The sequence below is a fragment of the Aurantimicrobium sp. genome (assembly GCF_036667855.1).
Classification (GTDB): Bacteria; Actinomycetota; Actinomycetes; order Actinomycetales; family Microbacteriaceae; genus Aurantimicrobium.
Genome location: NZ_JAVWTF010000013.1, coordinates 1 through 13,008 on the forward strand (window position 1 = coordinate 1; position 13,008 = coordinate 13,008).

Genomic DNA, 13,008 nt, shown 5'->3' on the forward strand with positions numbered 1-13,008 from the left:
CCTGGTCAGTACAATTAGCTAGCGCGACGTGCACGTGCTGCGCGACGCTTGAGAGCGCGACGCTCGTCTTCGCTGAGGCCGCCCCATACGCCGGAGTCCTGACCGGTCTCGAGAGCGTACTGAAGGCACATCTCGGTGACGGTGCAGCGAGAGCAGACAACCTTTGCCTTGTCGATCTGGTCGACAGCGGGGCCGGTGTTACCTACTGGGAAGAACAGCTCTGGGTCTACCGTGAGGCAAGCTGCGTCGTTACGCCAATCCATGGGGATACTCCTTGTTTGCGGGCATGGGAAAAACCAAGTGAAGATGCATTCGGACTAATTAACGAATGCGTGTCGAGAGCCAGTCCCAAACAATATTCAGAGCGAATATTTACTTGCCCACAACGACGTAGGGGCTTATCGACTTAGATAATGGTTACACGCCTTCAAGTTAAGGTCAAGACTTTTTTCAAAGAAATGCTGGATATGACCGAAAATACGCCTCAAAACCCCACAAACTCGGGAAGAAACGGTCACGAGCAGATGCGTCGAAGTCCATTGGTTATGTTGCTAGGTGCGCTCGTGAGCATCGAAGCATTGCTGGTTACCGCTGGCGCATTCTATTTTCTGAGCAGAATCTTTCTAGAAACTCCAGAGAATCTTTCTGGCGCGATTGTGATCTTTGCCATCACATTAGTTATCGCTATTGGCCTTTTTGCTACAGCAATTGCGGCCTTTAGAGCAATCTCGTGGACTCGAGGGGCAATTGTGACGTGGCAAATCCTGCAATTTGCTGTCGCGACATCATTTATTCAGGGGATTCAAGCATGGCAACCAGTGGGTTGGCTACTCATATTCTTTGCTGTGGGTACAGCAATTCTGCTTTTCACCCGACCTGTCATCGCTGCGATGACAGCAGAGAAATAGTTTCTAGGCCAGACCCAGCTTGCCCTTGAGGCTCGCAACGTGACCTGTAGCTTTCACGTTGTAGAGGGGAAGTTCAATCTTTCCTGCTTCGTCAATGACGAATGTTGAGCGGATGACGCCCATCACCGTCTTTCCATACATTGACTTCTCACCGTAAGTTGCGTAGGCATTGTGTACCTTGAGCTCGGGGTCGCTTAGAAGGGGGAAAGTGAGGCTTTCGTTGGTTTCAAACTTCTTGAGTTTGGCCGGGGCATCCTTGGAAACACCGAGCACGACGTAGCCGGATGCTGCGAGGGAAGCCAAGCTGTCGCGGAAGTCACATGCCTGCTTAGTGCAACCGGGGGTCGACGCGGCAGGGTAGAAATACAGGATGATCTTCTTACCGGCGTAGTCAGAAAGACTTACCGGGTTGACATTCTGGTCTGGAAGGGTAAACGAAGGCGCAAGTTGTCCAGTTTCAAGGCGTGATGTCATAAGTACAGGTTATTGCTGCAGGGTAAACCCTGCTAATTGTTCCCAGCCAGATAAACTGATGACTTATTCAGAATGGCGTTTTGAGGTGTTTAGGTGAACAAAATTCTCGTGACAGGTGGAGCAGGCTTCATCGGCTCAAACTTTGTGCACTACCTCATGGAAAACACTGACCACGAGGTCACGGTTCTTGACTCCTTGACCTATGCCGGTAACAAGGCATCACTGGTCGATCTTCCTACAAATAGATTCACTTTTGTCCACGGGGATATTCGTGACGCGGAGCTTGTAGACGAGCTTTTCAGCAAGAACGACACCGTCGTTCATTACGCTGCTGAGTCACACAATGACAATTCATTGGATAACCCGCGTCCATTCCTTGAAACCAACATCATTGGCACTTACACGCTCCTGGAAGCAGCGCGAAAGTATGACACCAGACTCCACCACATCTCAACGGATGAGGTTTATGGTGACCTTGAGTTGGATGATCCTGAACGCTTCAGTGAATCCACTCCTTACAACCCATCGAGCCCATATTCTTCGACTAAAGCTGGCAGCGACCTTTTAGTTCGTGCCTGGGTTCGTTCTTTCGGTGTTCGAGCAACAATTTCGAACTGCTCGAACAACTACGGGCCATACCAGCACGTTGAGAAGTTCATTCCTCGCCAGATCACGAATGTGATCCGTGGTGTTCGCCCCAAACTCTATGGTGCAGGAGAGAACGTACGAGACTGGATCCACGCTGACGACCACTCAAGCGCAGTCATGACCATTGTGGACAAGGGCTTGCTCGGTGAGACTTACCTCATTGGTTCTGACGGAGAAAAGAACAACAAAGATGTCGTAGAGCTGATCCTCACTTCCATGGGGCAGCCAGCTGACGCATATGACCACGTCACAGACCGCCCAGGACACGACCTGCGTTACGCCATTGATTCTGCCAAGCTCCGGACGGAGCTCGGCTGGAAGCCAACCCACGCAGACTTCGAGTCAGGTATTGCGGCAACCATTGATTGGTACAAAGCAAACGAAGCGTGGTGGGCCCCTTCAAAGGATGCAACCGAGGCTTTCTATGCTTCTAAAGGACAGTAATGATTGAGTTCAGTAAAGAACTATCTATCCAGGAGACAAACATTCCTGGTCTTTTGATTTTGAACCTCCCTGTACATCAAGATCCTCGGGGCTGGTTCAAGGAGAACTGGCAACGAGAAAAAATGGTTGCTGCAGGCATGCCAGACATTGGGCCGGTCCAAAATAATATTTCATTCAATGATGAGATCGGTGTGACCAGGGGGATTCACGCAGAGCCATGGGACAAATTTGTTTCTCTGGCAAGTGGCAAAATTTTCGGAGCATGGGTGGATCTCCGTGAAGGTGAAACCTTCGGGGAAGTATTCACTTCTGAGCTGGATGCGTCGATGGCAGTTTTTGTCCCGCGGGGAGTTGCAAACTCTTTTCAAACCTTAGAATCTGACACAACTTATCTTTATTTGGTCAACGACCATTGGACTCAGGATGTTGAGTACACATACCTTAATTTGGCAGACGAAACCGTCGCAATACCGTGGCCGATCCCTCTCGAAAACGCACTTCTCTCAGAGAAAGACGCAACTCACCCTCGCATTGATGCTGTAATCCCAATGAAACCCAAAAAGACCTTGGTTCTGGGAGCAAATGGTCAGCTTGGTTTAGCACTCCGAAAAGTCATGCCAGATGCTGACTTTGTGACACGTGCTGAGTTTGACATCACTGACCATGCTTTATACAAAAATTTTCCGTGGAAGCAATATTCGACCGTAATTAATGCCTCCGCTTACACAGCGGTCGACGCTGCAGAGACTTCAGAAGGCAGAAAGGCTGCTTGGCAGGCGAACGTCACTTCAGTGGGCTGGCTCGCTCAGGTTTGCGCGCAAAACAGGCTCACGATGGTTCATGTCTCGAGCGATTACGTGTTTGATGGAACATCAACTTCACTGTATGAAGAAGATGAAGATTTCAGTCCGTTGGGTGTTTACGGACAAACAAAAGCTGCTGCAGATGCTCTTGTCGCAACCGTACCTCAGCACTACATTGTTCGAACAAGCTGGGTTATTGGTGAAGGAAATAATTTTGTCCGCACCATGGTTTTACTCGCTGAGCGGGGGATTAAACCATCAGTGGTGAACAACCAAATTGGGCGTTTAACTTTCACCCAAGATCTCGCGGCTGGAATCCAACACTTACTCAGCTCGAAGCCTGCCTATGGAACATACAACCTCAGCAACGAAGGTCCAGCATCAAGCTGGGCAGATATTGCAGCACAGGTGTATGAACTCATCGGACACAATCCTGCCGATGTCACCGGAGTTACAACCGAAGAGTATTTTGCAGGGAAAGAGGGCATTGCTCCAAGGCCTCTGTGGAGCATGTTGGATCTTTCTAAGATCAAATCAACTGGTTTTATCCCAGCAAGTTGGGAAGTCAGACTACGGGAGTATCTGGCTTAATCTTTGAATGTCGCAAGTAGGCGGTGGAGTGAGTCCAGTCTGGTTGCGCCGGCATTGCCGAGTTCGCCAGCTTCTTGAGCTTCATTGAGTGCACAATCCGGTGCATCTGCTAGGTGAGAGCATCCTCTGGGGCATCGCTCCGCAATTTCAGTGAGGTCGCTGAATGAACCCAAGATATTGTCAGGGTTCACATGTCCTAGGCCGAAAGATCTCACGCCCGGAGTGTCAATAATCCAGCCGTTTCCAAAAGGGGTCTCAAGTTTGAAGCAAATGCTAGAGCTCGATGTGTGACGACCTCGGCCCGTCACTTCATTGACGTGGCCTGTGGCGCGGTGTGCGGCCGGAACAAGCACGTTGACCAGCGTGGACTTCCCCACGCCGGAGTGTCCCACAGCCACCGTTGTGTGACCTGCAAGTGCCTGCTGGAGTTCCTCAAGAGGAACCTGGTCAGTGCCACTTCGGAATATAAGAACATCAAGCCCGGCAAAGTTAGCCAGGAACTCTGAAGGGTCATGGGTATCGCATTTCGTGATGACAATGAGCGGCTTGATACCTGCATCAAAAGCGGCAACAAGATAGCGATCAACCAAACGAACCCGAGGTTCTGGGTTTGCGGCGGCAATCACAATCAGTAGCTGGTCTGCGTTAGCAACAATCACGCGTTCCACCGCGTCTGTGTCATCTGCACTTCGGCGAAGAATGGTGCTTCTGGGGTCAACGCGAACTATGCGCGCAAGGCTGCCGGGTTCACCAGTGACATCGCCAACGACGTTGACGAAGTCACCGATAACAATGGCGTTCTTGCTGAGTTCTCGAGCTCTGGAACAGGTAACGGAAATCCCATTGATGAGAGCTGTATATCGACCACGGTCAACGCCGGTCACCATTCCGGTGACGGCCTCCGCGTGGTCGGGGCGGTTTTTGGTACGTGGCTTATTTGCTTTGGGGTTCGGACGAATCCGAATGTCTGACTCGTCGTATTGCTCACCGAGTGAGTTCTCGTCAGAGTTTGCAGACCACCAACTCATGAGTTAGAAGACTCCACAAGTGCAGACCAGAGTTCAGGGAATTCAGGCAGTGTCTTCGAAGTTGTGCCTATGTTTTCAACCTCTACGCCAGCCACGACTAGGCCAATGATGGCTCCTGAGGTGGCCATGCGGTGGTCTTCGTAGCTCAACCACACCCCGCCATGAAGCTGAGCAGGTTCAATCTGGAGTCCATCTTCGAGCTCAGTAATTTTGCCACCAAGTTTGTTAATTTCATTAGCAAGTGCTGCTAAACGGTCTGTCTCGTGGTGGCGAATGTGACCAATTCCCGTGATGGTGCTGGGGGTAGAAGCCAGTGCCGCAATTGCCACGATTGCGGGAGCAAGTTCACCACCTGTAGTGAGATCCAGTGTGATGCCCTGAACAACGGGGATACCCGCTTCGTCACTCATTCCTGTGACAGTTACTTTGTCACCATCACGAGAAACAGTTGCACCAAAAAGCGGAAGGATCTCTAATAAGTCATTGCCAACTTGAGTTGTCTCAGCTGGCCACCCAGAAATGGTGACGGATCCGCCGGTTAAAACTGCAGCGGCCAAGAATGGTGCTGCATTAGAAAGATCTGGCTCAATTTGAACATCTATGGCAGATATGGGGCTTGGCTTGACGATCCAACGGCCAACTTCAGGGCTGTCAACCTCGACACCACGTGCACGAAGTACTTCGATGGTCATCTCGATATGGGGGAGGCTCGGGAGCCGTTCCCCGGAATGAGTGAGATCAAGTCCGTTCTCGAATCGAGCTGCTGAAAGCAACAAACCAGAAACGAACTGGCTCGAACTCGATGCATCAATAGTCAATGCGCCACCAGTGACAGTGCCCGTTCCATGAACAGTGAACGGCAAGCTCCCACGGCCTTCATCTGCAACATCCACACCTAATGCGCGGAGAGAAGAAATTGTGGTTGCCATCGGACGGCGACGAGCACCCTCGTCGCCATCAAAAGTTGTGGGGCCCAGCGTTAACGAAGCAACAGGGGGCATAAAGCGCATGACAGTTCCCGCAAGTCCGCAATCAATGGTGGTGGAACCAATCAGTTCATTAGGAGTGATCTGCCAGTCAGGTCCGAATGATCCTTCTCCGGGAACTTCAGTGATGTCAGTGCCCAAAGACTTGAGTGCCTCGATCATGAGTCGACTATCGCGAGAATGAAGAGGCCGCTTGATCGTGGAGGGGCCGTCTGCCAGTGCGGCTAGGACAAGTTCGCGGTTAGTTAAGGACTTAGAACCCGGGATTTGAAGCTCTCCAGTTACAGGTTGGACAGCAAGAGGCGCCTTCCAGTGCAGTGAATCGACGTCGGGGACGTCATTTGACCCGTAGGGGTCAAATTCAGGACGGGAATAAGGAGAGGTCAACATCTGTTCTAGGTTATCGAGGATTTAGCAGAGGAGTGGGCGCTTATGGCTGGTTCCGCCACGTTAGAGAGAGCAGGCGTAGGCTTACATCAGATGACTACTGCACCCTCTGCCAAAAGCGCACTGTTTGAAGAACAGGCAATGGAGCACATTGACAAGCTCTATGCGCATGCCATGCGTAAGACAGGTAACCGCGTAGACGCCAATGATTTGGTGCAGGAAACCTATCTCAAGGCCTTTGCTGCCTTTGATCAGTTCCAGCAAGGAACAAACATCAAGGCCTGGCTTCACCGTATTCTTGAGAACACTTACATCAACCAATACCGCAAGCAGCAAAACCAGCCCTTCTATGCGCCATTGGAAGAGTTAGAAGACTGGCAACTGGGAGAAGCTGAAAGCAGAACGGCAACATCGAGCCGTTCTGCTGAAGCAGAAGCGATTGATCATTTACCCGCCAGTGCAATAAAAGATGCGTTGCAAGCACTCCCAGAAGACTTTAGAGCAGCCGTGTATTTGGTGGATGTTGAGGGTTATTCCTATCAAGAGGTTGCAGACATTATGGATACACCCACAGGAACGGTCATGAGCAGACTTCACAGAGGAAGAAAGCTCCTCAGAGAACAATTAATGGACTATGCACATGAGCAAGGTATTGGAAAGGGCAAGTAATGGGTGATTGCGGTTGCGAGAAGGCCAAGAAGGACCTTGAAGAATACCTTCACAACGAATTGTGTAGTGAAGATGCAGCAGATATCCGTGCACATATGGAGAACTGTGTTGACTGTTCCGATGAACACCGTGTTGGCGTTGTTTTGACTGAGGCTGTTAAGCGTGCCTGCGAAGAGACGGCTCCAGAAGATTTGAAGATGGAAGTACTGCTCAAGCTACGGAGTATGCAAAGGCACTAGATTCAGTTTGTGAGCCATTTTTCCCGTAAAAGCCTCAAAGCGGTGATTGCGGACGAACGCTTCCGTTTTTTGGCAGTGGGCGGCTTCAATACGATCTTTGGCTTGTTTTTCTTTTACCTTTTAGAGTTTTATTTCGGATCGAAAATTGGCTATTTCTTTGTACTGTTGATTACCTTCGCAGTGATTTTAGTGACAAGTTTTTTTCTTTACAGATGGGTAGTATTCAAAGCTCACGGGAATATCGTGAGGGACTTTGTTAGGTTCGCATCCGTATACACAGTGCCTTTTTTAGCAAATGCGATTGCTCTTCCCATACTTGTATCTGGCCTACAGTGGCAACCCTCAATTGCTCAAACGGTCATTGTCTTCTTTTCGACAGTGTTTAGTTATTTCGGTCACAAATATTTTTCATTTGCAAAGCCAAAGGGCGAATAGTCTTTAGGCTTATCTCATGATGCTCTCAATTGTTGTGCCGTGCTACAGGTCAGCGCTGACGTTAGCTACGTTGGTTCAGCGACTTGATGTAGTGACACAAAACTTGGTTCATTCTGGAATTATTCAGAGATGTGAATACATTTTTGTCATAGACGGTAGCCCAGACGAAACTGCAAATGTTGCAAGAGAACTTCAGGCTGAAACCCCATTCCTAGAAGTAATAGAACTTTCACGTAATTTCGGCCAACACAACGCCCTTTTAGCCGGCATCACAGCTTCAACAGGCGACATTATTATCACTATGGATGACGATCTTCAGCATTCTCCTGAAGACATCCCGGCGATGATTGCATCGTTAGAAAGCAAGAATGCTGATGTGATTTATGGTGTTTCAACTCGTGAAGAGCATGGGTTTGTCAGGTCTTTGTCCTCTCGATTAGCGAAAGCGATGTTTAAAACCCTAGGTGTAACTCATGGAGGGGACATCAGTGCTTTTCGTGCATTCACCCGAGAACTTGTTCCATTATTTAATAATGTTCAGAGTCCAGTAGTCAGCGTTGACGTAGTGCTTTCCTGGGGGACAAAGCGTATTTCGACTTGTCCTGTCGACATGAAGCTAAGGGAAACCGGGTCGTCCGGATATAACCTCATTTCGCTCTCGAAGTACATGATGAATGTCGTTCTCGGTTTTAGTACTTTCCCTCTGAAATTAGCTACTTGGGTAGGTGCGATTTCGTCGCTTCTGGCCCTGATTTTTGGTGTTTATACCCTTGTGATGTATTTCGCCCAGGGGATATCAACAGAAGGTTTCACAACGATTGCGATTCTTATCGCGTTCTTTGGCGGAGTCCAATTGTTTTCGATGGGCGTTCTGGGCGAGTATCTGGGCAGAATATTTATGAAACAGATTGGCCAGCCACCTTACAATATTCGCTCGGTGTCTTCACAGAAGTCCTGAGACCTCTCTGAGGTGTAAAAACCTTCTCCAGGGCGCCTCGCCTACAGCGTGAAACTCTTCAATTGAGCCCTAGCTTCCGGGCCGCAATTGAATAACACATCAAGAATTGTGACGTCATGAGCAAACTCTTGAGACAGTTGAGAATACGTCGGATAATTCTCATAATTCATGAAGGAAACTTTGATTCCTTCTTCAATAAATATTGATTCGTCTAAATAGGATTTAGCCGCAGGACCGGAAAGATATTCAGTTCCGCCCAGTGATTTCAGAATCGTCAATAATCTCTCGGAGGGCGCCAAATCTCTCCGATACTGACGTGAGTCAGAAATATTGGTTGAAATTCCTAGAGTGATATTCACAGCGCTAATTAGTTTGAGATTAGCCAAGCTGAGATTGTGAATCTTTTCTCCGCGGTAAAAAGATTCAAAAGGTTCACGAAAATCTTTGAAAAATGGAGCTTTTGAGTAGTTCTGTTTCAGCCGTTCCCAGTGCTTACTTTGCCATTCTGGATCGCTGACTTCTACTTCATAAATCAATTGTCCGGTTTGATGTTTAACCGGAACTGTTAGCCATGACTTTCCCTGTGGAGTCATGATTTGATTTCTATTGCGCCAATCATTTTTTGTGAACTGAACATCGTCGTATATGACAAATTCATCCACTGAATTAATGATGTCGAAATAGCCCTTCCACGGAATGTAGTTGGACTGGAGTATGGCAACTTTCTTAATGGTGATGCTCTTTCAACCTGAATTAATTCAGATCCAAAGCCCGTGCAAGAATCTCGGCTGCCTCTACTGCGTGACGTTTTGCTGAACCCACAGCAGGAGAAGCAGAGGAAGGGCGAGAAACGTTGCGAATCACACGTCCTTCGAGCTTGGGGGAGACTTCAAGAAGCATGAACGGCCATGCACCCTGGTTTGCAGGTTCATCCTGGTACCAGACCAACTCAGCGTTGGGGTAGGTCGCAAGAATTTCGTTGAGCTGTTGCATAGGAGCTGGGTAGTACTGCTCGAGGCGCACTACGGCAATAGCTGGGTTTGGTGCCTTCTCTAACTCGGCAACGAGGTCATGGTAAGGCTTACCAGCTGTGAGAATCACGCGTTTGACTGCAGTGCGGTCAAGCTGGCGGGGGTCATCAAGAACTGGTTCGAATACTCCGCTGGTGAAGTCTTCAACGTTGCTCGATGCGCCACGTAGGCGGAGCATCGCCTTAGGAGTAAACACAATCAGAGGCTTGCGAGGTTGTGAATATGCCTGGCGGCGAAGCAGGTGGAAGTAGGACGCAGGTGTGGAAGGGCGTGCCACAATCATGTTGTCCTCAGCACACAGCTGCAAGAAGCGCTCAATTCGTGCAGACGAGTGGTCTGGACCCTGACCTTCGTAACCGTGAGGCAACAGCATAACGACAGAGGAGCGCTGTCCCCATTTCTGCTCTGAAGCAGAAATGTATTCGTCAATGACGGTTTGTGCACCGTCAGCGAAGTCACCGAACTGTGCTTCCCACATGACGAGTGCATCTTCACGCTGAACGGAGTAGCCATACTCATAACCAAGCACCGCATACTCGCTCAGGAGTGAGTCATAGATCCAGAAACGTCCCTGATTTTCGCTGAGGTTGAGAAGTGGCAACCATTCCTGGCCGTTGACGCGGTCGTGGAACACAGCGTGACGTTGAACAAAGGTTCCACGGCGCACATCCTGTCCGGTCAGACGAACGGGCTTTCCTTCAAGCAGAATCGATCCGAATGCCAGAAGCTCACCAAAGCCCCAGTCGATATCGCCATTACGGCTCATTTCTAAGCGCTTGGCAAGTAACTGCTGAAGTTTGTTGTGAACCGTGAAACCTTCGGGGACATTGTTAAAGGCGTCACCAATGCGGTGAATGACGGAAATATCTACACCAGTGGTTGCTGGAGTCAAGACTTCGTTGCTGAGCAATGCGCCACCAGTGACGGTGTCGTTAGCTCCAACCGTGGACATAGTTCCAGTTTGTGCAGCGTGAGTCTCAGCAAATGCCGTCTCGAGCTGACCTTGGAAGTCTGCCTGAGCCTTGTCAAACTCATCCTGAGTGATGTCACCACGACCAACAAGTGCTTCGGTGTAGAGACGACGAACTGAACGCTTTGCCTCAATCAGGTTGTACATCAGTGGCTGCGTCATCGAAGGATCGTCACCCTCGTTGTGGCCGCGGCGACGGTAGCAGACGAGGTCAATAACGACGTCTTTGTTGAAGCGCTGGCGGAATTCAAATGCCAAGCGACCAACACGAGCCACTGCTTCGGGGTCATCCCCGTTGACGTGCCAAATGGGAGCCTGAATGGTCTTAGCGACATCAGTTGCATAGACAGAAGTGCGTGATGCCTCGGGCAGAGTAGTGAAACCAACCTGGTTGTTGATCACAATGTGAACGGTTCCACCAATTCGGTATCCGCGCAGCTGAGACATCTGCAGGCCTTCAAGAACAACACCCTGACCAGCCATGGCTGCGTCACCGTGAATCAACACGGGAAGGGTAGTAAATGTTCCAATCGGCTTGAGGTCCTGTTTGGCTCGGACGATTCCCTGCAGAACTGAGTTCACTGTCTCAAGGTGAGAGGGGTTTGCTGCGAGGGAGACGGGTATGGTCTTTCCTTCTGCGGAAGTAAAGATTCCCTCTGTGCCAAGGTGGTACTTCACATCTCCGGAGCCCTGAACGCTCTTGGGGTCCTGGGTGCCTTCGAACTCCCGGAAGATTTGACCGTAGGTCTTACCTGCGATGTTGGTCAGAACATTGAGACGACCACGGTGAGCCATACCAATGCCCACGCCATCGAGCTCAGCAGTGGCTGCATCCTGCAGGATTTCATCCAGCAGAGGAATAACGGACTCGCCACCTTCGAGGCTGAAGCGTTTCTGCCCCACGTACTTGGTCTGGAGGAAGGTCTCGAAGGCTTCTGCCTCGTTGAGCTTGCCCAAGATGCGCATCTGCTCATCGTGGCCAGGCTTCTCGTAGGGACGTTCGACCTTTTCTTGAATCCACCTGCGCTGTTCGGGGTCTTGAATGTGCATGTATTCAAGGCCAACAGTGCGGCAGTAGGAATCTCGAAGGATACCCAAAATCTTGCGTAGCGGTGCCGTGCGGGTACCGCCAATGCCACCGGTTACAAATTCACGGTCAAGGTCCCAGAAGGTGAGCCCATGGCTCTCGATTTCGAGGTCTGGGTGTGAGCGCTGCTTGTACTCAAGCGGATCAATGTCAGCCATGAGGTGACCACGAACGCGGTAGGCGTTAATGAGCTCCTGTACACGGGCGGTCTTATCTATTGCTGAACCGAGATTCACGCTGACATCGGTACCCCAGTGAATGGGCACATAGGGAATTCTTAATGCTGCAAAAATGTCTTCGTAGAAATTCCGTTGACCGATAAGCAGCTCGTGCACAATCTTGAGGAATTCACCTGAACCCGCACCCTGGATGACCCGGTGGTCATAGGTGCTGGTCAGCGTCAGCACCTTGCTCACAGCAAGATCAACTAAAGTTTCTTCGCTTGCACCCTGGAACTCGGCAGGGTAATCCAGTGCACCTGCACCAATGATGCAACCTTGGCCTTTCATGAGGCGAGGAACCGAGTGAACGGTTCCAATCCCACCAGGGTTTGTCAGCGAAACAGTGATTCCTTTGAAGTCATCAGCAGCAAGCTTGTTGTTGCGAGCTTTGACCACGAGGTCTTCATAGGCAGCTAAGAACTCACCAAAAGTCATGGTGTCAGCACGCTTGATTCCAGGAACCATGAGAGCACGTGTGCCGTCTGCCTTGGGGACATCCACTGCAAGACCAAGTGTCACGTGTGCAGGAGAAACCATCGTTGGCTTACCATCGGTTTCTTCGTAGAAAACGTTCTGGCTGGGGAAAGCTTTGAGTGCCTGAACAAGTGCCCAGCCAATGATGTGGGTGAATGAAACCTTGCCACCACGTGTGCGCTTGAGGTGATTATTGATAACAATGCGGTTATCTATCAGGAGTTTGGCGGGGATAGCTCGAACACTCGTAGCTGTGGGAACAGTGAGGGACTGATCCATGTTTGCTGCGAGAGTTTTTGGCATTCCCTTGAGAACGGTGACGATGTCTTGCTCTTCGGATTCAGCTGCTGTGAAGTCTTGAGAGATGACAGGAGCATCGGCAGGAATGGGAGCTGCCTGAGCTGGGCGCGAAGTGGTTGTGGCAACGGGCTGGGTTTCAGTACCGGTCGAAGCGCTGGTCGGTGCTGGAGCTGTCGGGGTAGCGGCTGCGGGGGCAGTAAACCCTGACTTGGCCGCGTATTTCTCTAAAGTTGGCCACCAGGTGGGATCAACCGAGTTCTTGTCTACGACGAAGCGCTCGTAGAGCTCTTCGACCATCCATTCATTAGCGCCGAATTCTTCGGCTGCTCCGCCATTCTCCGTCTGGTTCGACACA

The 13,008-nt window shown here is 50.3% G+C and carries 13 protein-coding genes; 7 read left to right on the forward strand and 6 right to left on the reverse strand.

The features are described 5' to 3' along the window. Window positions 1–14: 14 nt before the first annotated feature. Complete coding sequence (locus tag RR877_RS04330) at window positions 15–263, reverse strand: WhiB family transcriptional regulator (RefSeq protein WP_096380259.1); 249 nt, start codon at window positions 261–263, stop codon at window positions 15–17. 150 nt (window positions 264–413) lie between these two features. Here RR877_RS04330 and RR877_RS04335 point away from each other — a divergent pair, with 150 nt between their 5' ends. Further along, window positions 414–908 carry a hypothetical protein gene (locus RR877_RS04335; protein ID WP_332550541.1) on the forward strand — a complete coding sequence of 165 codons (495 nt, stop codon included), beginning with the start codon at window positions 414–416 and terminating at the stop codon, window positions 906–908. 3 nt (window positions 909–911) lie between these two features. Here RR877_RS04335 and bcp read toward each other — a convergent pair whose 3' ends face one another. Continuing rightward, window positions 912–1,382 carry a thioredoxin-dependent thiol peroxidase gene (gene bcp / locus RR877_RS04340; RefSeq protein ID WP_332550542.1) on the reverse strand — a complete coding sequence of 157 codons (471 nt, stop codon included), beginning with the start codon at window positions 1,380–1,382 and terminating at the stop codon, window positions 912–914. 93 nt (window positions 1,383–1,475) lie between these two features. On the opposite strand from bcp, the gene rfbB reads away from it, so the two are divergent. Both rfbB and RR877_RS04350 read left to right on the forward strand, forming a co-directional pair. Further along, window positions 1,476–2,474 carry a dTDP-glucose 4,6-dehydratase gene (gene rfbB, locus RR877_RS04345; protein ID WP_332550543.1) on the forward strand — a complete coding sequence of 333 codons (999 nt, stop codon included), beginning with the start codon at window positions 1,476–1,478 and terminating at the stop codon, window positions 2,472–2,474. Further along, window positions 2,474–3,868: a sugar nucleotide-binding protein gene (locus tag RR877_RS04350; protein ID WP_332550544.1), complete on the forward strand. Its 1,395-nt coding sequence runs from the start codon at window positions 2,474–2,476 to the stop codon at window positions 3,866–3,868. Before rfbB ends, RR877_RS04350 begins: the two co-directional genes overlap by 1 nt. Here the strand turns inward: RR877_RS04350 and rsgA are convergent. After that, entirely contained in the window at window positions 3,865–4,896 is a 1,032-nt protein-coding gene (gene rsgA / locus RR877_RS04355; protein ID WP_332550545.1) for a ribosome small subunit-dependent GTPase A, read from the reverse strand. The two genes, RR877_RS04350 and rsgA, sit on opposite strands and share 4 nt — an antisense overlap. Next, complete coding sequence (aroA, locus tag RR877_RS04360; protein ID WP_332618783.1) at window positions 4,893–6,272, reverse strand: 3-phosphoshikimate 1-carboxyvinyltransferase; 1,380 nt, start codon at window positions 6,270–6,272, stop codon at window positions 4,893–4,895. The genes rsgA and aroA overlap by 4 nt, the downstream gene beginning before the upstream one ends. A 90-nt stretch (window positions 6,273–6,362) precedes the next feature. On the opposite strand from aroA, the gene RR877_RS04365 reads away from it, so the two are divergent. From RR877_RS04365 to RR877_RS04380, 4 genes are read left to right on the forward strand one after another with little or no spacing between them, the layout of a single operon-like run. Continuing rightward, window positions 6,363–6,938, forward strand: a complete 576-nt coding sequence (locus RR877_RS04365; protein ID WP_332550547.1) for a sigma-70 family RNA polymerase sigma factor — start codon at window positions 6,363–6,365, stop codon at window positions 6,936–6,938. Then, entirely contained in the window at window positions 6,938–7,177 is a 240-nt protein-coding gene (locus RR877_RS04370; RefSeq protein ID WP_332550548.1) for a zf-HC2 domain-containing protein, read from the forward strand. Before RR877_RS04365 ends, RR877_RS04370 begins: the two co-directional genes overlap by 1 nt. Window positions 7,178–7,186: 9 nt before the next feature. Then, entirely contained in the window at window positions 7,187–7,612 is a 426-nt protein-coding gene (locus tag RR877_RS04375; RefSeq protein WP_332550549.1) for a GtrA family protein, read from the forward strand. Window positions 7,613–7,628: 16 nt separating this feature from the next. Then, window positions 7,629–8,570 carry a glycosyltransferase family 2 protein gene (locus RR877_RS04380; protein WP_332550550.1) on the forward strand — a complete coding sequence of 314 codons (942 nt, stop codon included), beginning with the start codon at window positions 7,629–7,631 and terminating at the stop codon, window positions 8,568–8,570. Between the two features lie 41 nt (window positions 8,571–8,611). Here the strand turns inward: RR877_RS04380 and RR877_RS04385 are convergent, their stop codons facing one another. Together RR877_RS04385 and RR877_RS04390 are read right to left on the reverse strand one after the other, a co-directional pair. Then, on the reverse strand, window positions 8,612–9,307 hold the full coding sequence (locus RR877_RS04385) for a WbqC family protein (protein WP_332550592.1): 696 nt from the start codon (window positions 9,305–9,307) through the stop codon (window positions 8,612–8,614). Window positions 9,308–9,323: 16 nt separating this feature from the next. Next, complete coding sequence (locus tag RR877_RS04390) at window positions 9,324–13,007, reverse strand: multifunctional oxoglutarate decarboxylase/oxoglutarate dehydrogenase thiamine pyrophosphate-binding subunit/dihydrolipoyllysine-residue succinyltransferase subunit (protein ID WP_332550551.1); 3,684 nt, start codon at window positions 13,005–13,007, stop codon at window positions 9,324–9,326. Window position 13,008 lies beyond the last annotated feature (1 nt).

What these genes read in the sequence shown, in the direction of transcription:
- RR877_RS04330 (WP_096380259.1), bottom strand. Translation starts at nt 263, where the DNA reads ATGGATTGGCGTAACGACGCAGCTTGCCTCACGGTAGACCCAGAGCTG.
- RR877_RS04335 (WP_332550541.1), top strand. Translation starts at nt 414, where the DNA reads ATGGTTACACGCCTTCAAGTTAAGGTCAAGACTTTTTTCAAAGAAATG.
- bcp (WP_332550542.1), bottom strand. Translation starts at nt 1,382, where the DNA reads ATGACATCACGCCTTGAAACTGGACAACTTGCGCCTTCGTTTACCCTT.
- RR877_RS04350 (WP_332550544.1), top strand. Translation starts at nt 2,474, where the DNA reads ATGATTGAGTTCAGTAAAGAACTATCTATCCAGGAGACAAACATTCCT.
- rsgA (WP_332550545.1), bottom strand. Translation starts at nt 4,896, where the DNA reads ATGAGTTGGTGGTCTGCAAACTCTGACGAGAACTCACTCGGTGAGCAA.
- aroA (WP_332618783.1), bottom strand. Translation starts at nt 6,272, where the DNA reads ATGTTGACCTCTCCTTATTCCCGTCCTGAATTTGACCCCTACGGGTCA.
- RR877_RS04365 (WP_332550547.1), top strand. Translation starts at nt 6,363, where the DNA reads ATGACTACTGCACCCTCTGCCAAAAGCGCACTGTTTGAAGAACAGGCA.
- RR877_RS04370 (WP_332550548.1), top strand. Translation starts at nt 6,938, where the DNA reads ATGGGTGATTGCGGTTGCGAGAAGGCCAAGAAGGACCTTGAAGAATAC.
- RR877_RS04380 (WP_332550550.1), top strand. Translation starts at nt 7,629, where the DNA reads ATGATGCTCTCAATTGTTGTGCCGTGCTACAGGTCAGCGCTGACGTTA.